The sequence below is a fragment of the Brevundimonas sp. GW821-FHT09G01 genome, assembly GCF_059416065.1.
Genome location: NZ_JBWKOL010000005.1, coordinates 187,800 through 206,943 on the forward strand (window position 1 = coordinate 187,800; position 19,144 = coordinate 206,943).

Here is a 19,144-nt window from a genome sequence, read left to right on the forward strand (position 1 = left end):
CTAGCCCCTACTTGCTCCGGAAGGCGGCGATCGCGTCGACCGTCTTCTTCACCTGCGCCTCGATGCCGGCCCAGTCGCCGGACGTCAGGGCGGCGTCAGTGATCAGCTTGGAGCCCATGCCCGCGGCGACGATGCCGCTGCCGAACCATTTGGCGATGCTGGCCTCGTCGGGGTCGACGCCGCCGGTGGGCATGATCTTGGTCCAGGGCATGGGGCCGAGCACCGCTTTGACGAAGTCCACGCCGCCGACGCTGGCGCCCGGGAACAGCTTGACGATCTCGCAGCCCAGCTCGTGCGCCTGACCGATCTCGGTGACGGAGCCGCAGCCGGGGAAGTAGGCCGTCATGCGCCGGTTGCAGACCCTGGCCACGTCCGGGACGAGGCAGGGGCTGACGATGAAGCGCGCGCCCCGGTTCAGATAGAGGCTGGCCGTGCCCGCATCGACGACGGAGCCGATGCCGAGGATGATGTCCGGATCGGTCTTCTGCAGCTCGCGCGCGATGTCGCCGAACAGGTCGACGGCGAAGTCGCCCCGGTTGGTGAACTCGATGGCCTTGGCCCCGCCGCGCGAACAGGCGCGGATGACGTTCAGGCAGACCTCGGGATCGGCGTTGTAGAAGACGGGGGCCACGCCCTGTGCTTCGAGGGCGGTGAGGACGGCGAGGCGGTCGTGGCGCATTTCAATCTCCGCTCATCCCGGCGAAAGCCGGGATCCAGTCCTTTGGGCGACCGGTAGAGCCCATGATTCGTCATGCTTATCCCACCCGGACCGCCAGGCGAAAGCACTGGGTCCCGGCTTTCGCCGGGATGAGCGGAACTTATTGTTTCGCTAGCGCCACGATCCGCTCGACCAGCGCGCTCTCCGGATCGAACAGCGGGTCCAGGACGGTGAAGTGGTTCAGGCCGGGCAGGGCCTCGTAGCGGGTCTGGACGCCGTTGTTTCCCCAGTGGTCGGCCATCATCCGCGACTGGCGCAGGAACTCGGGGCTTTCGTCGGCGCCGACGACGCAGTCCAGGATCGTGCCGCCCGGCGTCGAGCCGTCGGGGATCGGCCAGAAGATCGGCGACAGGGCGGCGGCCTCGTTGGCGTCCAGGTCCAGCGCCATGTTCAGCGAGGTGTGGATCAGGGGGCGCAGGTCGAAGACGCCGCTGATGGCGACGGCGGCGGAGGCGCGGGCCTCGCTGAGCATGCAGGCGGCCATGTGGCCCCCGGCGGAATGGCCGAAGACCACGGGGCGCTTGCCGCCGTTGCGGGCGCGGATCAGGTCCACGGCGGCGCGTACCTGCTTCAGGATGGCGCCTAGCCGCACGGCGGGGGCGAGATCGTAGGACGGGATGGCGAGGCTGACGCCGTGCTGAAGGAAGGCGGGGGCGATCCCGCTGAACCAGTCCTTGTCCAGCGCCTGCCAGTAGCCGCCGTGCAGGAAGACGGCGACGGGAGCGTCGGGGCCGGCGGAGAACAGGTCCATGACTTGGCGGTCGCCGGGGCCGTAGGCGAGGGTCTCGGGCGCATGGGCCGCAACGGCGGCCTCGGCGGCGGCCTTCCAGCGGTTCAGGACGGCCGGATGGTCCGGCACGCGGGCGCGGTTATTGTACTCGGCCTCGTAGTCGATCTCGCCAACCGCCTTATCAGCCACGTCGCCATCCGCTAGACCACCCCCGAACCGCCAGGAGAGACAGCCGCCATGATGACCGCCATCTTCGTCTTCATCAAATGCGAGCTGGGCCACGCCAACGACGTGGCCGCCGACATCGTGGACAACGTCGAATACGTCTCGGAGGTCTATTCGACCTCGGGCCAGTACGACCTGCTGGCCAAGTTCCAGCTGCCGAAGGATCTGGACATCGGCACCTTCGTGACCCGGTCGGTGCAGACACGGCCGAACATCCGTGACAGCTTCACCGTGATCACCTTCTCGCCGTTCCTGCCGACCAAGGGCTAGGGTTCTGCAGACATTCGGAGGACGTCGCGCGTGAACCGTATCCTCCTGAGTGTGATCGCCGTCGCCATGATCGGCTGCGCGCCACCGTTCGGGGGACCCGACCCGGTCTTTCCGATCAGCGCGCGGGACCGGGAGGGCGCGGCCTGGTTTCCGCAGGCTCTACAGGAGACGATCCTGCGATGCGGACCTTTCGGACCGGGCGCCCGGCGGGAGCTGATGGACGAGCACAAGGCCGCCTGGTACGGCGGACATCTGGCCGCCGCGGGGGAGGCGCCGCTGTTCCGGAGCAACGGGCGGAGCCTGCGCTTCACCTGGCTGAGGACCTTCGATGCGCCGGTGGTGATCCGTCTGGACACGGGGGCTGACGGCGCGGTGACGATGGCGGCGACCGAACTGTCCGGGCACGGCGGCTATGAGCCGGGGACGATCGCGAGGCGGATCGAGCGCCGCCTGTCCACCGGCGAGGTCGCGGCCCTGAAGCGGGTGGTGGAGCCGACCGGGGTCCTGAAACAGACGGCCGCCACGTGCGACACAGGGCTGGACGGCGCTCAATGGGTTGTCGAGTCCAACGGGCCGGACGGCTATCGCTTCGTGGAACGGCAGTCGCCTGAGAGCGGGCCGGTGCGCGTGTTCGGGCTGCACCTGATCGGGCTGACGGGCTGGGCCTACGACAGCGTGTACTGAGGCCAGGTCGTCAGGTTTTCGCCCGTTCAGGCCTGGCGCGGGCAGGGCGGGCGGGACGACCCTCGTCGCGGGCCTCTTCGGCGTCATCGTCGTCGCCGACCTTTTCCTCCACCGTGGCCGAGAGGCGCTGGAACACGCCGAGCCCCACCAGAACGAGAACGGCCGCGACGATCAGGGCGGTCGGATAGAGCATCTGGGTGATGTCCTCCCGCGCGGTCTTGAAGACCATGACCAGGCCTTCGAGGAAGAGGGCGATGATGATGGTGGAGAGGAATTTGGTCAGGCTGCGGCGCGCCTCGGAGGCGCTGCGCCGTTCTGACCCGCGACGGACCTCGTCCTCGAACAGGTATTTGGCCACGTCGAAGACGGCGATGGCGACGATGACGTAGCCCAGGGTGTCGAGGATGGCGTCCGCCGAGCTGTCGCCGGATGAGGTGAAGGCCCCCGCCGCTTCCCTGAGACCGAGGACGACGAGGCCGATGGCGAGCAGCATCAGCAGCAGGCTGGCCGCCGCGAAGACGGCGCGGGTGATGTAGGTCATGCAGGCTCCTTCTTCGGCGTAACGCGATCACGGGTTCGAGCGTTGCCGCGACGTCACCCGTGGTCAAACGCAACGGAGTGCTGCTAGCGTCGTCGAAAGAGGAAACGCGGCCCCCGCCTGCGGGGGGATGACGGGGATTCAAATGACCGATCTCGAGACCTTCCGCGCGGAGACCCGCGCCTGGCTGGAAGAGAACTGCCCGCCGGAGGTGCGCGGGCCGCTGGACAATGACGAGGACCGGGTCTGGGGCGGGCGCAATCCGACCTTCAAGACGCCGGCCCACAAGCTCTGGATGGAGCGGATGGGCGCGCGCGGCTGGACCGCGCCGGAGTGGCCCAAGGAATACGGCGGCGGGGGGCTGAGCCGCGAGGAGGCCAAGGTGCTGGGCTCCGAGCTGCGCCGCATCGGCGCGCAGATGGCGCTGTCCAGCTTCGGCATCTGGATGCTGGGCCCGGCGCTGCTGCAGTTCGGGACCGAGGAACAGAAGAAGCGCTTCCTGCCCGAGATCGTGCGCGGCGAGATCCGCTGGTGCCAGGGCTATTCCGAGCCGGGCGCCGGGTCGGACCTGGCCAATGTGCAGACGAAAGCAGAGGACAAGGGCGACCACTGGATCGTCAACGGCCAGAAGATCTGGACGTCGTACGCCGACAAGGCCGACTGGATCTTCTGCCTGGTGCGGACCGATCCGGCGGCGCCGAAACACCTGGGCATCTCGTTCGTGCTGTTCGACATGGCCACGCCCGGCGTGACGACCAAGCCGATCACCCTGATCAGCGGCAAGAGCCCGTTCTGCGAGACCTTCTTCGACGACGTGCGCGTGGAGAAGGAGAACCTGGTCGGGACGCTGAACCGCGGCTGGGACGTGGCCAAGGCGCTGCTGGCCCATGAGCGGACCATGATCGGCGCCATCGGCGAGGCGGGCGGCGGACGGCCGCTGGGCCAGGTGGCGACGGACTCCATCGGCAGCGACGACGAGGGCCGGCTGGACGACCTGATGCTGCGCGCGCGGGTGGCCGAACTGGAGATCGACGCCGCGGCCTTCCGTCTGGCGATGGAGCGGGCGGGCGATCAGATGAAGGCCCGCCAGGCCCATCCGGCCATCGCCTCGATGCTGAAATACTACGGCTCGGAGCTGAACAAGCGCCGCCACGAACTGTTGATGGCGGCGGGCGGCGCCGAGGCGCTGGAGTGGGAAGGCGAGCGGTCGCGCAACGGCACCGCGGCCCGCGACTGGCTGCGCACCAAGGCCAACTCGATCGAAGGCGGCACCAGCGAGGTGCAGCTGAACATCATCGCCAAACACCTTCTGCAACTGCCGGGAGCCTGACGCCCATGCCGCTGATCCTGACGGAAGAGCAGACCATGCTGAAGGAGGCCGCCGACGGCTTCCTGAACGAGAATGCGCCCATCGCCCACCTGCGGAAATTGCGCGACAGCCGCGACGCCGACGGGGTGTCGCGCGACCTGTGGAAGGCGTTTGGCGAGATGGGCTTCGCCGGGGTCATCATCCCCGAGGAGCACGGCGGCTCGGGCCTGGGCGCGGTCGAGGCCGGGGTGGTGGCCGAGGCGTTGGGGCGGACCCTGACGCCGTCGCCCTTCATGGGCTCGGGCGTGCTGTCGGCCAAGGTGCTGACCGACGGCGGCTCGGCCGAGCAGCAGGCGGCCTGGCTGCCCCGGATCGCAGCGGGCGAGGCGATCCTGTCGCTGGCCGTCGACGAGGGCGCCAAGCATGCGCCGTCCAGGATCGCGACGGTGGCCGAACGCGCGGGCAACGGCTTCAAGCTGAACGGCGCCAAGGGCTTCGTGCTGGACGGCCACGTGGCCGACGCCCTGATCGTGGCGGCCCTGACCGAGGCCGGCCTGACCCTGTTCCTGGTCGATCCGAAGACCCAGGGCGTGGAGATCGAGCGCACGGTGATGGTCGATGCGCACAATGCGGCGCGGGTGACCCTGACCGATGTCGAGGTCGATGCGGACGCGGTGATCGGCTCGGTGGACGGCGGCGAGGACCTGCTGGAAGGCGCGCTGAACCTGGGCCGGGCCTGCGCGGCGGCGTCGCTGAACGGCGCGGGCGACCAGGCCTTCCAGGTCACGCTGGAGTACCTGCGGACCCGCCAGCAGTTCGGCAAGCTGATCGGCGAGTTCCAGGCGCTGCAGCACCGGGCGGCCCACCTGTACAGCGAGATCGAGATCGCCCGGGCGGCGACGATCGGCGCCCTGCAGGCGCTGGACGCCGGCAAGCCGAACGCGGCGCTGGCCGTGTCGGTGGCCAAGGCCAAGGCGGGCCGGGTGGCCGAACTGGCGGTGCAGGAAGCGGTGCAGATGCATGGCGGCGTGGGCATGACCGACGAGTTCGACGTCGGCCTGTTCATGAAGCGGGTGCGGGTGCTGAACGAACTGCTGGGCGACGCGGGGTTCCACCAGGAGCGGATGGCGCAGAGCCAGGGGTTCTGAAGCCCCGAAAGCGTCACAATGGCGGGCGGAAGTAGGGGCCAGGGGGGACTCTCATGCGCGCCTTGCTGCTTTCCATCATCCCGACGCTGATCGCGGGCGCCGCACTGGCCCAGGCCGGTCCGGGCCCGGCCGAAACCTTCGCCGAGGCCAGGGCGATCTGCGAGACCGACGGCGGAGCGCTGTGGGGCGCGCGCCTTTGCACGCCGGTGCTGCTGGTCGATCCGGCGACGCGCACCGTCCATACGGCCCGGCGCGGCGACAGCGACGCCCTGAAGCCCGAGGGCGGTTTGTTCGTCGGAACCCTGCCGGAGACCGTCAACATCGCCAACACGGCGGTGGACTGGGACGGCGTGCGCTGGGCCATGCTGATCCGGCCCCTGCCCGAAGATCCGACCGAGCGCCGGGCGCTGCTGGCCCATGAGATCTGGCACGGGGTGCAGAGGGACCTGGGCCTGCCGGCGGGATCGCCGACGCCGGAACACCTGTCGACGACCGAGGGGCGGGTGCTGATGCGGCTGGAATGGCGGGCGTTGGCGGCGGCCTTGCGCGCCGCAGACCCGGCCGCCCGGGACCAGGCCGTGGCGGACGCGCTGGCCTTCCGCGCGGCGCGGCGGACCCTGACCGCGCAGGCCGGGGACCAGGAACGGCAGCTGGAGATGAACGAGGGACTGGCGCAGTATACCGGCGTGCGCCTGTCGGGCGGCGACGCCGTGGCGGAGGCGCTGAAGGGGCTGGCCCTGGCGGAGGAGCAGAACAGCTTCGTACGCAACTTCGCCTATTTCTCGGGCCCACCCTACGGCCTGCTGCTGGACGCGGCCGCGTCCGACTGGCGGCGGGGACTGGGCGCCGGGGACGACCTGGGCGCCCTGCTGGCCGCGCGGACCGGCGCACCGGCCGTCGAGGCCCCGGCGGCGGAGGCCCGCTATGACGGCGTGGGGATCCGGGCCGACGAGGCGCAGCGCGCCGAACGGGCCCGCGCCGTGGCGGCGGCCTGGACGGCGAAGCTGGTGGACGGACCCCGCCTGACGCTGGCGTTCGAGGACATGAACATCAGCTTCAACCCGAGCACCATCGTGGTGCTGGGCGGCAACGGCGCCGTCTATCCGACGCTGCGGGTGGTCGACAGCTGGGGCGTGCTGAAGGTGACGGACGGGGCGCTGATCGACCCGAACTGGAAGCGCGTCACCGTCGCCGCGCCGACCTCGGCGGATGGGCGCGAGGGACCGGGCTGGACCCTGCGGCTCAATCCGGACCGGGCGCTGGAGCCGGGCGATCGTCCCGGGGACTTCCGGCTGCGCGCGCCCAGGCCCTGACGGAGCCGCCCTCTCCATTCTCCTCAAACTCCGCTCCCCGCCGACCGGGGGTAGTGCGCCGCCCGTCGCCCCGCTAAACCTCCCGCAAGGGAGAACGCCACATGACGACGCGAGCCAACGCGCCTCAGTACCTGACCGGCTTCGGCAATCATTTCGCGACCGAGGCCGTGCCCGGGGCGCTGCCGGAGGGGCGGAACTCGCCGCAGCGGACGCCGATGGGGCTGTACGCCGAGCAGCTGTCGGGGACGGCCTTCACCGCGCCGCGCAGCGAGAACCGCCGCAGCTGGCTGTATCGCCTGCGGCCCTCGGCCCAGCACCCGGCCTATAAACCGTTCGCGCAGGGGCGGGTGCGCTCGGGGCCGTTCCATGAGGCGCCGCCGTCGCCCAACCGGATGCGCTGGGACCCGCTGCCGATGCCGGGCGAGCCGACCGACTGGGTCGAGGGGCTGGTCACCTACGGCGGCAACGGCGATCCGGAGGCCGGGATCGGCACGGGCATCCACCTGTACGCCGCCAACCGCTCCATGACCGACCGGGTCTTCTACTGCGCCGACGGCGAGCTGCTGATCGTGCCGCAGGAGGGGGCGCAGGCCTTCGTCACCGAGATGGGCCGGATCGACGCCCGGCCCGGCGAGATCGTGGTCATTCCGCGCGGGGTGCGGTTCCGTGTCGAGGTCTCCGGACCCGTGCGCGGCTATGTGTGCGAGAACTACGGCGCGGCCTTCCGCCTGCCGGACCTGGGGCCGATCGGCTCGAACGGCCTGGCCAATCCGCGCGATTTCGAGACGCCCGTCGCCTGGTTCGAGGACGTGGATCGGCCGACCGAGTGCGTGCAGAAATTCGGCGGGCGGCTGTACGTCACCCTGTTCGACCACAGCCCGCTGGATGTCGTCGCCTGGCACGGCAACAACGCGCCGTACAAATATGACACCGCCCGCTTCAACACGATCGGGACGGTGAGCTTCGACCATCCGGACCCCTCGATCTTCACGGTGCTGACCAGCCCGTCGGACACGCCGGGGACGGCCAACGCCGACTTCGTCATCTTCCCGCCGCGCTGGATGGTGGCCGAGGGCACGTTCCGGCCGCCGTGGTTCCACCGGAACGTCATGAGCGAGTTCATGGGTCTGGTGACCGGCGAGTATGACGCCAAGGAGGGCGGCTTCGCCCCCGGCGGCGCGTCGCTGCACAATTGCATGAGCGGGCACGGGCCGGACCAGGCCAGCTATGACAAGGCGGTCGCCGCCGAGCTGAAGCCGGTGAAGATCGAGAACACCCTGGCCTTCATGTTCGAGACGCGCATGCCGATCCGCACCACGGAATGGGCGCAAACCAGTCCGACGATGCAGCTGGACTACGACGACGTCTGGACCGGATTCACCAAGGGAGCCGTGAAATGAAACGACTGATGATCGCCGTGACGGCCCTGCTGGCCGCCGCCTGCCAGCCGATGCCGGCCACCGACGGCGCCGCGACCGCCGCGCCGCAACAGTCCCAGGCCAGCGCCGCGGGCAGCACCGACGCGGCCCTGTGCGCCTCCCAGGGCGGCAAGATGCTGCCGCAGGGCCGGATGCAGACCGTGCGCTGCGTGATCACCTACGCCGATGCGGGCAAGCGCTGCACGACCGGCTCGGACTGCCAGGGAGACTGCCGCATCGAGGACGTCGCCGGAACGCCGAACGCGGGCGCCCCCGCCGTCGGCCAGTGCCAGGCCGCCAGCGGCCGCTTCGGCTGCTACACCACGATCGAGAACGGCAAGGCGGAGCCGACGATCTGCGTCGACTGACGCGCTGAGCGCCGCGCAAGCAAAAGGCCCCGTCGCGAGAGCGGCGGGGCCTTCTTCGTTCGTCCGTGGACGGAACGGCTTAGTGGGCCGGAGCCGGGGCCGGCGGAGCGGTCATCTCGCCCGAGGGGGTGGTGCTCGGGGTGTTCGAGGTGGTCATGCCGCCGTCGGCGTTGCCCGCCTGTTGCTCGATACGGTCGGCTTCGGTGTTGAGGGCCTTCTCCTGGGCCTCGTTCGGGGTCGCGGCGGCCTGGGCCTCCAGCGCGTCGGCCTGGGTTTCGGCGGCCTTGTCGGCCGAGCTTTCCCCGCAGGCGGCGAGGCCCACGACGGCGAAGGCGGCGACGGCGGCGATGGTGAACTTGCGCATGTGAACTAACTCCCTGTGTTCGGGGAGGTAAACACCGTTAGGTCCGGAAGGTTCACGCGGCCGTGACACTTCCGTGACCTGTCAGGCCGCGAAGGCGACCCGCGCGGCGCCCAGAAGGGCGGCGTGCTTGTGAAGGATCACCTTCGTGGGAATGGCCGCCATATAGTCCTGGAACCGGCCCTTGCGCTCGAACCGCTCGCGGAAGGGACTGGCCTTCAGGAAGGGCAGGATGCGCGGGGCGATGCCGCCGGCGATATAGATTCCGCCGCGGGCGCCGGTGGTCAGGGCGATGTCCCCGGCCACGGCGCCCAGGATGGCGCAGAAGCGGGCCAGGGTGGCGCCGCACTGGCTGCGCGGATCCTCCAGCGCCTCGGCGGTGATCTGGGCCGGGTCGTCGATATGGGTCTCGCGCCCGTCGATCTCGGCCAGGGCCCGGTGCATGTTGAGCAGGCCGGGACCGCAGATCAGGCGCTCGATGGAGACCCGATCGTAGCGGCGGCGCAGGATGCGCAGAATCTCGTCCTCGACCGGATCACCCGGGGCGAAACAGGCGTGGCCGCCCTCGGAGGGCATGGCGATCTCATTGCCGTGCTGGTCCCGCACCAGGGCGGAGACGCCGAAGCCGGTGCCCGGCCCGAGCACGGCGATGGCCGAATGCGGCGCGCCCTCTTCCGGACCGCCCAGCGAGGCCAGCTCGGACGGCGGCACGATCGGCGCGCCCCAGGCCAGGGCCTCGAAATCGTTGATCAGGCGCACCGGCTCCAGGCCGAGCGTGCCCAGTTCGGTCTCCGACACCCGCCAGGGCGAGTTGGTCAGGTCGATCTCGCCGTCGGTGACCGCGCCGGCCACGGCGATGACGCCGCCGGTGGGCTTGACCTCGCAGCCGTCGATGAAGGCCTTCACGCCCTCAAGGAAGGTCGGATAGCGCTCGGCCGGGAAGCTTTCGTGATGCTCGAGCACCGGCTTGCCCTCGATCATGTGGGCGATGGCGAAGCGGGCGTTGGTGCCGCCGACGTCTCCGACGAGCAGGGTGCGGTCCCAGTTGACGGTCATGAGCGCTGTCCTTGAATCCCTTGCCGCGCGGCGGCTTCTTCTTGATTGGCGTCAGGCATCGACGGCGCGGTCGACGATATTCGGGTCGGGCGGGGTGTCGATGCTGACCGGGCTGCCGGTCGGGGTCGTGAAGCAGACCGAGGCCCCTTCCTCGGCGGTCGAGACGGTCTGGCGGAAGACGCTGAACAGCTCGCGGCCGTAGCCCCAGGCCGAGCCCTCGGCGTGGGCCTGGGTGCGGTGGGCGGCGGGGCGTTCGCGCAGGCCCGCGACGCCGATGGTGGTCAGCACCCCGGCCTCGGCGTCCAGCCGGATGATGTCGCCGTCCTTCACATGGGCCAGGGGGCCGCCGGCGAGAGCCTCTGGCGAGACGTGGATGGCGGCGGGCGTCTTGCCGCTGGCGCCCGACATGCGGCCGTCGGTGACGAAGGCGACCTTGAAGCCCTTGTCCTGGAGCACGCTGAGGGCGGGCGACAGGCTGTGCAGCTCGGGCATGCCGTTGGCCTTGGGGCCCTGGAAGCGCAGGACCACGACCACGTCGCGGTTCAGCTTGCCGTCCTTGAAGGCTTGCAGCGCCTCTTCCTGGGATTCGAAGACCGCGGCGGGGGCCTCGACGATGCGGTTCTCGGGCTTGACCGCCGAGACCTTGATGACGGCCCGACCCAGGTCGCCCTGGACGAGGCGCAGGCCGCCGTCCTTCTGGAACGGGTCGGAGGCGGGACGCAGGATGTCGCGGTCCAGGCTCTCGGTGACGCCGTCGCGCCAGACCAGTTCGCCGTCGACCAGCGAGGGCTCCTGGAAATAGTGCTGGATGCCCTCGCCCATGACGGTCGTGACGTCGGAGTGGATGTGGCCCGCCTGGGCCAGTTCGCGGGTGACGAAGGCGACGCCGCCGGCGGCCTGGAAGGCGTTCACGTCGGCTGAGCCGTTGGGATAGACGCGAGCCAGCAACGGGGTGGCGGACGACAGCTGGTCCATGTCGGTCCAGTCGATCAGCACGCCCGCGGCGCGCGCCATGGCGACCAGGTGGATGGCGTGGTTGGTCGAGCCGCCGGTGGCCAGCAGGGCCACGATCATGTTGACAACCGACTTCTCGGAGATGACGTCGGCCATGCGGCCCCGGCCCGTGCGGGCCAGCTCGACCGCGCGCTTGGCGGCGGCGGCGGTTAGGGCGTCGCGCAGGCCGGTTTCCGGATGGACGAAGGCGGTCGAGGGCAGATGCAGGCCGCCCAGCTCCATCATCATCTGGTTGGAGTTGGCGGTGCCGTAGAAGGTGCAGGTGCCGGGCGAGTGGTAGCTGCCGATCTCGCTTTCCAGCAGGGTCTGACGGTCGACCTGGTTCTGGGCGTAGAGGGCGCGGACGCGAGCCTTCTCGGCATTGGGGATGCCTGAGGGCATGGGTCCGGCGGGGGCGAAGACGACCGGCAGGTGGCCGAAGGCCAGGGCGCCGATGAACAGGCCGGGGACGATCTTGTCGCAGACGCCCAGCATCATGGCGGCGTCGAAGGCGTCGTGGGTCAGGGCGACGCCGGTGGACATGGCGATCACGTCGCGGCTGAACAGCGACAGCTCCATGCCCGGACGGCCCTGGGTGACGCCGTCGCACATGGCGGGGGTCCCGCCGGCGACCTGGGCGGTGGCGTCGACCTCGCGCACGGCGGCGCGGATGATTTCGGGGAAGCGCTCGAACGGCTGGTGGGCCGAGAGCATGTCGTTGAAGGCGGTGACGACGCCGACGTTGGGCTGGCTGCCCGACATGGCGTGCAGCTTGTCCTTGATGGGCGCGCCGGCGAAGGCGTGGGCCCAGTTGGCGCAGCTGAGCTTGGCGCGGCCGATCCCGCTGTCGCGGGCGGCGTCCATGCGGCGCAGGTAGTCGGCGCGGGTCGCGTGGGAGCGCTCGGTGATGCGGGCGGTGACCTGAGCGACGACGGGATGGAGCTTGGGCATCAGGCGGTCTCCGTCCACAGGACTTCGAGCGGGACGTTCGCGGCGATCAGGGCGGCGATGGGCTGGGTCGTCGGGTCGCCCGCGGCCTCCCGTTCGAACACGGCGCGCTTCTGCTTGCCGGTCAGGGCCAGGACCACCCGGCGCGCCTGCATCAGATAAGGCAGGTTGATCGACAGGCGTTCCAGGCTGGGCGCCATGCCGTCACGGCCGTGGGGCACCCCCAGCACGGTCGGCGCCAGGGTCGGGGTGAGCAGGGTCTTCAGCGTCGGGCTTTGGGGGAACATGGAGCAGATATGGCCATCCTCCCCCATGCCGAGAAGGACAGCGTCGAGGCGGCCGCCCTCGGCGGCCAGCGCATGGGCGGCGACGATGGCGGCGCGATCGACGGTGACCTCGGGCGTATAGAGGGGCACGAAGCGGGCGGCGGCGGCCGGACCGATCAGCAGGGTGGTCTTGAGCAGGGCCGCGCTGGAGTCCGGCGAGGTCTCGGGGACATAGCGTTCGTCGATCAGGGTGACGGCGACCTTGGACCAGTCGATACCGGCGGCGGCCATGCGGGCGTAGATCGGCGCGGGGGTCGAACCGCCGGAACCGGCGAACACGGCCTTACCGGTTTCGGCGACGGCGCCCGACAGGGTTTCGGTCAGCCGCGCGGCGCAGGCCTCGGCCCATGTCGCGCCGTCGGTGAAGACTTCAATCTCAGGCATCCGACGAATTCCATTCCCGGCCGGTGCGGGCCATCAGCATGTCGGCGTCCGCGGGACCCCAGGTTCCGGCGACGTATTCCTGGGGCTTGATGTCGCCGTCGGCCCAGGCCTCGGAGACCTCGTCGACCCATTTCCAGGCCTGTTCCGCCTCGTCGCGGCGGACGAACAGGGTGGAGTCGCCGTGCAGGGCGTCCAGCAGCAGGCGCTCATAGGCGATGCGGCGGCGGGGCGGCTTGTCGCCCTTGCCGCCCACGCCCCACGACAGGCTCATCTTGATCGGCTGCAGCTGCATGCGCTGGTCGAGGCCGGGCTTCTTGTTCATCACCGTCAGCGAGATGTCTTCCTCAGGCTGCAGCTCGATGACCATGCGGTTGGCCTGCACCTCGCCGCGGTCGTCGCGGTCGAAGATGGAGTGCGGCAGCGGCTTGAACTGGATGACGATCTCGGTGCGCTTCTCGGGCAGGCGCTTGCCGGTGCGCATGAAGAAGGGCACGCCCGCCCAGCGCCAGTTGTCGATGTCGGCGCGGATGGCGACGAAGGTCTCGGTGTCCGACGGCTGGCCGCGTTCCTCGTCATAGCCCTTGGCCGGCTTGCCCTCGCTGGTTCCCGCCACGTACTGGCCGCGCACGGTGACGCGCTCGGCCTCCTCGTGGGTGATGGGGCGCAGCGAGCGCAGGACCTTGACCTTCTCGTTGCGGACCGAGTCCGGGTCGAGGTCGGACGGCGGCTCCATGGCGACCAGGCAGAGCAGCTGCAGCATGTGGTTCTGCAGCATGTCCCGAAGGGCGCCGTACTCGTCGTAATAGGGCCAGCGGTCGCCGACGCCGACCGTTTCACCAATGGTGATCTGGACGTGGTCGATCGACAGGTTGTTCCACAGCGGCTCGAACACCGTATTGCCGAAGCGCAGGGCGATCAGGTTCTGGACCGTCTCCTTGCCCAGGTAGTGGTCGATGCGGAACACTTGGTTCTCGCGGAAGGCGTGGGCGACGGCGTCGTCGATCTCCAGGAAGGATTTCAGGTCGCGGCCGACGGGCTTCTCCAGCACCACGCGGTCGTTCGGCCCCGCCATGCCGGCCTCTTTCAGGGCGGTGACGATGCGGCCGTAGAGGGACGGCGAGACGGCCAGGAAGGAGGTGACCCCGGCGTCGCCGACCTTGGCCTTGAGCGGCTTCAGGCTTTCGGCGCTGGTGGCGTCGACCGGCAGATAGTCGAGGCGGGCCTCCATGCGGGACCAGGCGGCCTCGGACCAGGCGTCGTCGGCGCGGGCCTTGCCCTCGACCGAAGCGCGGACCTTTTCGACGTACTCGTCGCGGCTCTCGTCCGAGCGGGCGGCGCCGATGATCTTCAGATCGTCGGGCAGCAGGCCGTCATGCTCGAGGAAATAGAGCGAAGGCAGAAGCATCCGCATGGCGAGGTCGCCGCCGCCGCCGAACAGCACCAGGGCCGCCATTCGTGCTCCTTCACTTGTTGAACCCTTCGGGATGAAGGGTCTTTGGCCGCTTACGCCCGCCTAGCCAACAGTGGCGCGGCGGGCTGAAACACCATGTGACGGCCAAGGTGGAAAAGCGAAACGGGCGCCGGGTCAATCCCCGGCGCCCGCAGCGGTTCCGATTAGTGAGGCGCCGGGCCTACGGCACTTCGGTGATCAGCAGGGTGGCGGGCTGGTTGCCGCCGCCGTAGGTGCCGACCCAGATGTCGTAGGTGCCGGACGCCGGCTTGGCGAAATAGACCTGGGCGTTGGTGCCGCCGCCGCTGTCGTCGTCGCAGTACCACTGGCCGTCGGGGCCGTTGACCACCAGGGTGGTGTCCGTGTTCGCCTCGGTGCGGATGGCCAGCGGCAGCGAGCCGGCGCTGTAGGTGATCTCGTAGTCCGGCGCGGTGGCGATCGAGCCTTGGCAGGACGAGGACACGTTCGAGGCCGAGAGGGAGCCGCCGGCCGTCAGGCTGACGCGGTGCGGATCGGGGGTGAAGCCCGAGCTCAGGCTGACTTCGCCGAAGGTCGCGGTCAGGGTGGTGTCGGGAGAACCGCCGTCGCCGCCTCCGCGGTCGCCGGACAGCTCGGTGATGTTCAGGGTCGCCGAGGTCGTGCCGCCGCTGAAGGTGCCGACCCAGATGTCATAGGTGCCCGAGCGCGGGCTGTTGAAGGTCACCTGCGGGTTGGTTCCGCCGTTGGAATCGTCGTCGCAGTACCACTGACCGTCCGGACCGTTGACCACCAGCGTCGTGTCCGAGCTGGAGACCGCGTAGATGTAGAGCGGCAGCGAGCCGGAGCTGTAGGTCAGCTCGAAGTCGGGGGCGCGGGCGATCGAGCCGCGGCAGGGCGAACCGATGGTCGAGGCGTCGATGGAGCCGCCGGCGGTCAGGGAGACCGAGTGAGGATCGGGGGTGAAGCCCGAGCTCAGGGAGACGTCGCCGAAGGTCGCCTTGGCGGACGGATCCTGCGCCTGGGCCGCGGGCGCAACCAGCAGCAGCGCGGCCGTGGCGGCGATGAGAGACCGGATCAGCATTTCCTTATTCCCCAGGAATAGTTTGAACGAACAGCGTTGCACGACAGCATCTGTCCGGCAAGGCGAGCGGCCTGTGCAGGGAGACTCTTGGCGTAAGACCCTGGATCGCACTACTTGCGAAACATGACAAAGGTTCTGATCATCGGCGCGGGGCACGCGGGCGGCACGGCGGCGGCGCTGTTGCGCCAATACGGCCATGAAGGCCCCATCGTGCTGGCGGGCGAGGAGCCGGCGCCGCCCTATCAGCGACCGCCGCTGTCGAAGGCCTGGCTGAAGGGCGAGGCCGACCTGGAGGCGCTGCTGCTGCGCCCCGAGAGCTTCTACGCCGAGCAGGCCATCGAACTGCGCACCGGGACGACCGCGACGGCCATCGACCCGGCGGGCAGGACGGTCGCCTTCGCGGACGGGACGGTCGAGACCTATGACGCGCTGATCCTGGCCACCGGATCGACGGCGCGGCGGCTGGCCCTGCCGGGCGCTGACCGGGCGGATCTGCTGGAGCTGCGCACCCTGGCCGACGCCGAGCGGCTGAAGGCAGCGCTGGGGCCGGGCAAGAAGCTGGCGGTCGTGGGCGGCGGCTATGTGGGTCTGGAGGCGGCGGCCTCGGCCCGGGCGCTGGGCGCCGACGCGGTGGTCATCGAACGGATGGACCGGGTGCTGGCGCGCGTCGCCTCGCATACGCTGTCCGAATTCTTCACCGGCTATCATCGCAAGCACGGCGTCGAGATCCTGACCTCGGCCGAGGTGACCGGGTTCGAGGATGCGGGCGTGCGGCTGGCGGACGGGCGGCTGATCGAGGCCGACGCCGTGCTGGTCGGCGTCGGCGCCCTGGCGCGCGAAGGGCTGGCGCGGACGGCCGGGCTGCACTGCCTGAACGGGGTGGTGGTGGACGGCGAGGCGCGGACCTCGGATCCGGCGATCTGGGCCGTCGGCGACGTGACCTACCGGCCCGTGCCCGTGCATGGCGGGGCGATGCATCGGCTGGAGAGCGTGCCCAATGCGCTGGAACAGGCCAAGCAGGCGGCCTCGGCCATCGTCGGCCGCGCGGCGCCGACGCCGGAGGCGCCCTGGTTCTGGTCCGACCAGTATGATCTGAAGCTGCAGATCGCCGGCCTGCCCGACGGGGCGGACCGTCAGGTGGTGCGCGGCGACGTGGAGGCGGGCGCCTTCGCCGTCTTCCACCTGGCTGGAGACCGGATCGTCTGCGTCGAGGCCGTCAACGCGCCGGCCGAGTTCATGGCCGGGCGGATGATGATCGGCAAGGCGACGCCGGTAGACGGGGGCCGGCTGGCGGACCTGTCCGTGTCGATGAAGGCGGTGGCGGCGGGCTGAGGCCTGTTTCCATCGCGGCGACGCCGCGGCGATACAGTGACCAGAATTATGCGAATGTGTCGCAAAAGCGGTTGCGACATCCGGCAAAGATGATACTGCGAGCCGCTCGCAATATCTTCCTCCCCGGAATCGCTCCCATGACCCAACGCGCCGATGCGCTCCGCTCGCTCCTGTTCGCCTCCAGCGCCGCCGGCATGCTGCTGGCCGCCGCCCCCGCCGTGGCCGGCGATCCGGATCCGGCGGCCGATCCGCAGCAGCAGGACACCACCACCCTGGGCACCGTGACGGTGACGGGCCAGCACGTCCGCCGCGAACCGACGTCGCCGGAGTTCGTCGCGCCGCTGGTCGACACCCCGCGCGCGGTGACCATCATCCCGCAGCAGATCATCGAGCAGACCGCCGCGACCTCGCTGCAGGACATCCTGCGCACCTCGCCGGGCATCACCTTCGGCGCCGGTGAAGGCGGCCAGCCGCTGGCCGACCGTCCGTTCATCCGCGGCCAATCCTCGGGCAACAACATCTTCGTCGACGGCATCCGCGACTCGGGCGGCCAGCAGCGCGAGGTCTTCAACCTGGAACAGGTCGAGGTCGTGAAGGGTCCGGACTCGGTCTACTCGGGCCGCGGCTCGGGCGGCGGCAGCATCAACCTGGCCTCCAAGGCCCCGCGCCTGCAGGACTTCACCCACTACGGCCTGGGCGTCGGCACCGACGGCTACCTGCGCGGCACCATCGACCAGAACTGGAACCTGGGCGGCACCGCAGCCCTGCGTCTGAACCTGATGGGCGCGGAGGGCGATGTGCCGGGTCGTGACTCGGTCGACTACGACAAGTGGGGGCTCGGCCTGTCGCTGGCGGCCGGCCTGGGCACGCCGACCACGGCGACCATGAGCTACTACCATCTGGAATCGAACCAGATGCCCGACTACGGCATCCCGCTGTTCACCAAGATCAACATCCGCACGACCGACAGCGGCGTGCTGGATGTGCCGTACGACAGCTTCTACGGCCTGCATTCGCGCGACTATCTGACCAATACGGTCGACACCTTCACCTTCGACGTGAAGCACCGCTTCGGCGAGCACGCGGAACTTCGCAACGTGACCCGGGTGTCCCGCACGCTGAACGACTATGTCGTCACCAATCCCGGCGACGGCGGCAGCATCACCGCGACGCCGCCGGGCGTGGCCCTGATCGGCGGCGTCTACTGGATGAAGCGCGGGACCAAGTCGCGCTGGAACCCGAACGACACGATCGCCAACGTCACCGACCTGCACGGCCGGATCACCACGGGCGGCCTGCGTCACAGCTATGACATCGGCCTGGAACTGGGGCGCGAGAAGAACCGCAACGCCTCCTACACCGTCACGACGATCAGCGGTTCGGCCTGTCCGGCTCCCCTGACCGGCTTCGACTGCACGCCGCTGTACGATCCCAATCCGCAGGATCCGTGGACCGGCACGATCACGCGCGGCCTGATCAGCACCAACACCACCGATACCGTGGGCCTGTACGCCCTTGACTCGATCGAGATCGGCGACCGCTTCATCGTCAACCTGGGCGTCCGCTACGACGACTATTCGGTCGAGGGGATCAACGCCACGGGCACCGTGGCCGCGCCGGTCTACACGCCGGTCGCCGCCGACTGGGACTTCGTCAACTACCAGGTCGGCCTGGTCTACAAGCCGACCTCTAACTCCAGCGTCTACGTCTCCTACGCCACCTCCTCCACGCCGCCGCTGATCGCCGCGGGAGACCAGAACACGGGCGGCAACGGCACGGGCTCGGGCACGCTGACCGGCGTCCTGGATCCGGAAGAGACCGCCAGCTGGGAAATCGGCGCCAAGGCCAACCTGTTCGGCGACCGCCTGGCCCTGTCGGCCGCGGCCTTCCACCTGACCCGCGAGAACGCGCAGATCCTGGTCGGCCCGCTGCCCACTGATTTCGCCCAGGCCGGCGAAGTCGAGGTGCGGGGGATCGAGCTGGGCGTGTCCGGCAACATCACCCGCGAATGGCAGGTGTTCGGCGGCTACAGCTGGATGGACTCCGAACTGGTGAAGGGCGCCGTGACGATTGTCGGCGGCGTGCCCGTGCCGAGCGCCTTCGAAGGTCTGCCGCTGGCCAACACGCCGGAGCACTCGTTCAGCCTGTTCAGCACCTACCGGGTGACCCCGAAGCTGAGCCTGGGCGGCGGCGCCTACTATGTGTCCAAGAGCTTCGGCGGAAACCAGGGCGGAGCGGGCGGCGGCGCCAACCGCGTCTTTGCGCCGGAGTACACCCGGGTGGACCTGTTCGCCTCGTACGACATCACCGACACCGCGTCGCTGCAGCTGAACGTCCAGAACGCGGGCGACGAGGAATACATCCTCCGCACCAACGGCGTGCACCACGCCGATGTGGCGCCGGCTCGTCAGGCGATCCTGACGCTGAACCTGCGCTACTGAGGTCGCTGAATCTGCGCGGCGGGCTATTTCGGCCCGTAGGTCCGTTCGCGTAGAACGCGGGGGTTCAGGTTG

18 protein-coding genes are annotated in these 19,144 nt (G+C 69.7%); 9 read left to right on the forward strand and 9 right to left on the reverse strand.

Features of this window, described 5'->3' with window-relative positions; translation table 11 throughout:
• Window positions 1–7: 7 nt before the first annotated feature.
• Window positions 8–679: a bifunctional 4-hydroxy-2-oxoglutarate aldolase/2-dehydro-3-deoxy-phosphogluconate aldolase gene (locus AC07NB_RS11710; RefSeq protein ID WP_494571110.1), complete on the reverse strand. Its 672-nt coding sequence runs from the start codon at window positions 677–679 to the stop codon at window positions 8–10.
• 139 nt (window positions 680–818) lie between these two features.
• Window positions 819–1,637, reverse strand: a complete 819-nt coding sequence (locus AC07NB_RS11715) for an alpha/beta hydrolase (protein ID WP_494571111.1) — start codon at window positions 1,635–1,637, stop codon at window positions 819–821.
• A 48-nt stretch (window positions 1,638–1,685) separates the two neighbouring features.
• Here AC07NB_RS11715 and AC07NB_RS11720 point away from each other — a divergent pair, with 48 nt between their 5' ends.
• Window positions 1,686–1,943, forward strand: a complete 258-nt coding sequence (locus AC07NB_RS11720; RefSeq protein ID WP_291838610.1) for an Lrp/AsnC ligand binding domain-containing protein — start codon at window positions 1,686–1,688, stop codon at window positions 1,941–1,943.
• 30 nt (window positions 1,944–1,973) lie between these two features.
• Window positions 1,974–2,627 carry a hypothetical protein gene (locus tag AC07NB_RS11725; protein WP_494571112.1) on the forward strand — a complete coding sequence of 218 codons (654 nt, stop codon included), beginning with the start codon at window positions 1,974–1,976 and terminating at the stop codon, window positions 2,625–2,627.
• A gap of 10 nt (window positions 2,628–2,637) precedes the next feature.
• On the opposite strand, the gene AC07NB_RS11730 is transcribed toward AC07NB_RS11725, so the two are convergent.
• Window positions 2,638–3,168 carry a GNAT family acetyltransferase gene (locus tag AC07NB_RS11730; protein ID WP_494571113.1) on the reverse strand — a complete coding sequence of 177 codons (531 nt, stop codon included), beginning with the start codon at window positions 3,166–3,168 and terminating at the stop codon, window positions 2,638–2,640.
• A gap of 142 nt (window positions 3,169–3,310) precedes the next feature.
• Between AC07NB_RS11730 and AC07NB_RS11735 the strand changes: the two genes are divergently transcribed.
• The 5 genes from AC07NB_RS11735 (at window position 3,311) to AC07NB_RS11755 (ending at window position 8,721) form a co-directional block, all read left to right on the forward strand.
• On the forward strand, window positions 3,311–4,495 hold the full coding sequence (locus tag AC07NB_RS11735) for an acyl-CoA dehydrogenase family protein (RefSeq protein WP_494571114.1): 1,185 nt from the start codon (window positions 3,311–3,313) through the stop codon (window positions 4,493–4,495).
• 5 nt (window positions 4,496–4,500) lie between these two features.
• Complete coding sequence (locus tag AC07NB_RS11740) at window positions 4,501–5,622, forward strand: acyl-CoA dehydrogenase family protein (RefSeq protein ID WP_494571115.1); 1,122 nt, start codon at window positions 4,501–4,503, stop codon at window positions 5,620–5,622.
• Window positions 5,623–5,675: 53 nt separating this feature from the next.
• Window positions 5,676–6,935 carry a hypothetical protein gene (locus AC07NB_RS11745; protein ID WP_494571116.1) on the forward strand — a complete coding sequence of 420 codons (1,260 nt, stop codon included), beginning with the start codon at window positions 5,676–5,678 and terminating at the stop codon, window positions 6,933–6,935.
• 101 nt (window positions 6,936–7,036) lie between these two features.
• Window positions 7,037–8,335 carry a homogentisate 1,2-dioxygenase gene (hmgA, locus tag AC07NB_RS11750; RefSeq protein ID WP_494571117.1) on the forward strand — a complete coding sequence of 433 codons (1,299 nt, stop codon included), beginning with the start codon at window positions 7,037–7,039 and terminating at the stop codon, window positions 8,333–8,335.
• On the forward strand, window positions 8,332–8,721 hold the full coding sequence (locus AC07NB_RS11755; protein ID WP_291840974.1) for a hypothetical protein: 390 nt from the start codon (window positions 8,332–8,334) through the stop codon (window positions 8,719–8,721). The genes hmgA and AC07NB_RS11755 overlap by 4 nt, the downstream gene beginning before the upstream one ends.
• Window positions 8,722–8,800: 79 nt before the next feature.
• On the opposite strand, the gene AC07NB_RS11760 is transcribed toward AC07NB_RS11755, so the two are convergent.
• From AC07NB_RS11760 to AC07NB_RS11785, 6 genes are all read right to left on the reverse strand, one after another.
• Window positions 8,801–9,085, reverse strand: a complete 285-nt coding sequence (locus AC07NB_RS11760) for a hypothetical protein (protein WP_291840976.1) — start codon at window positions 9,083–9,085, stop codon at window positions 8,801–8,803.
• Between the two features lie 81 nt (window positions 9,086–9,166).
• Entirely contained in the window at window positions 9,167–10,138 is a 972-nt protein-coding gene (gene glk / locus AC07NB_RS11765; RefSeq protein ID WP_494571118.1) for a glucokinase, read from the reverse strand.
• A 51-nt stretch (window positions 10,139–10,189) separates the two neighbouring features.
• Window positions 10,190–12,082: a phosphogluconate dehydratase gene (edd, locus tag AC07NB_RS11770; protein WP_494571119.1), complete on the reverse strand. Its 1,893-nt coding sequence runs from the start codon at window positions 12,080–12,082 to the stop codon at window positions 10,190–10,192.
• Complete coding sequence (gene pgl, locus AC07NB_RS11775; RefSeq protein WP_494571120.1) at window positions 12,082–12,789, reverse strand: 6-phosphogluconolactonase; 708 nt, start codon at window positions 12,787–12,789, stop codon at window positions 12,082–12,084. Before pgl ends, edd begins: the two co-directional genes overlap by 1 nt.
• Window positions 12,782–14,242 carry a glucose-6-phosphate dehydrogenase gene (gene zwf / locus AC07NB_RS11780; protein WP_291837203.1) on the reverse strand — a complete coding sequence of 487 codons (1,461 nt, stop codon included), beginning with the start codon at window positions 14,240–14,242 and terminating at the stop codon, window positions 12,782–12,784. The genes pgl and zwf overlap by 8 nt, the downstream gene beginning before the upstream one ends.
• A gap of 178 nt (window positions 14,243–14,420) precedes the next feature.
• The gene (locus AC07NB_RS11785; RefSeq protein ID WP_291837201.1) at window positions 14,421–15,299 is read right to left on the reverse strand and encodes a peptidase; all 879 of its coding nucleotides are present in this window, start codon (window positions 15,297–15,299) and stop codon (window positions 14,421–14,423) included.
• Window positions 15,300–15,422: 123 nt separating this feature from the next.
• Here AC07NB_RS11785 and AC07NB_RS11790 point away from each other — a divergent pair, with 123 nt between their 5' ends.
• Both AC07NB_RS11790 and AC07NB_RS11795 read left to right on the forward strand, forming a co-directional pair.
• Window positions 15,423–16,631: an NAD(P)/FAD-dependent oxidoreductase gene (locus AC07NB_RS11790; RefSeq protein ID WP_494571121.1), complete on the forward strand. Its 1,209-nt coding sequence runs from the start codon at window positions 15,423–15,425 to the stop codon at window positions 16,629–16,631.
• 137 nt (window positions 16,632–16,768) lie between these two features.
• The gene (locus AC07NB_RS11795) at window positions 16,769–19,072 is read left to right on the forward strand and encodes a TonB-dependent receptor (RefSeq protein ID WP_494571122.1); all 2,304 of its coding nucleotides are present in this window, start codon (window positions 16,769–16,771) and stop codon (window positions 19,070–19,072) included.
• The last annotated feature ends 72 nt before the right edge of the window (window positions 19,073–19,144 follow it).

Coding starts and splice junctions, on each gene's coding strand:
- AC07NB_RS11710 (WP_494571110.1), bottom strand. CDS start 679: ATGCGCCACGACCGCCTCGCCGTCCTCACCGCCCTCGAAGCACAGGGC.
- AC07NB_RS11720 (WP_291838610.1), top strand. CDS start 1,686: ATGATGACCGCCATCTTCGTCTTCATCAAATGCGAGCTGGGCCACGCC.
- AC07NB_RS11730 (WP_494571113.1), bottom strand. CDS start 3,168: ATGACCTACATCACCCGCGCCGTCTTCGCGGCGGCCAGCCTGCTGCTG.
- AC07NB_RS11735 (WP_494571114.1), top strand. CDS start 3,311: ATGACCGATCTCGAGACCTTCCGCGCGGAGACCCGCGCCTGGCTGGAA.
- AC07NB_RS11740 (WP_494571115.1), top strand. CDS start 4,501: ATGCCGCTGATCCTGACGGAAGAGCAGACCATGCTGAAGGAGGCCGCC.
- AC07NB_RS11745 (WP_494571116.1), top strand. CDS start 5,676: ATGCGCGCCTTGCTGCTTTCCATCATCCCGACGCTGATCGCGGGCGCC.
- hmgA (WP_494571117.1), top strand. CDS start 7,037: ATGACGACGCGAGCCAACGCGCCTCAGTACCTGACCGGCTTCGGCAAT.
- AC07NB_RS11755 (WP_291840974.1), top strand. CDS start 8,332: ATGAAACGACTGATGATCGCCGTGACGGCCCTGCTGGCCGCCGCCTGC.
- AC07NB_RS11760 (WP_291840976.1), bottom strand. CDS start 9,085: ATGCGCAAGTTCACCATCGCCGCCGTCGCCGCCTTCGCCGTCGTGGGC.
- glk (WP_494571118.1), bottom strand. CDS start 10,138: ATGACCGTCAACTGGGACCGCACCCTGCTCGTCGGAGACGTCGGCGGC.
- edd (WP_494571119.1), bottom strand. CDS start 12,082: ATGCCCAAGCTCCATCCCGTCGTCGCTCAGGTCACCGCCCGCATCACC.
- pgl (WP_494571120.1), bottom strand. CDS start 12,789: ATGCCTGAGATTGAAGTCTTCACCGACGGCGCGACATGGGCCGAGGCC.
- zwf (WP_291837203.1), bottom strand. CDS start 14,242: ATGGCGGCCCTGGTGCTGTTCGGCGGCGGCGGCGACCTCGCCATGCGG.
- AC07NB_RS11785 (WP_291837201.1), bottom strand. CDS start 15,299: ATGCTGATCCGGTCTCTCATCGCCGCCACGGCCGCGCTGCTGCTGGTT.
- AC07NB_RS11790 (WP_494571121.1), top strand. CDS start 15,423: ATGACAAAGGTTCTGATCATCGGCGCGGGGCACGCGGGCGGCACGGCG.
- AC07NB_RS11795 (WP_494571122.1), top strand. CDS start 16,769: ATGACCCAACGCGCCGATGCGCTCCGCTCGCTCCTGTTCGCCTCCAGC.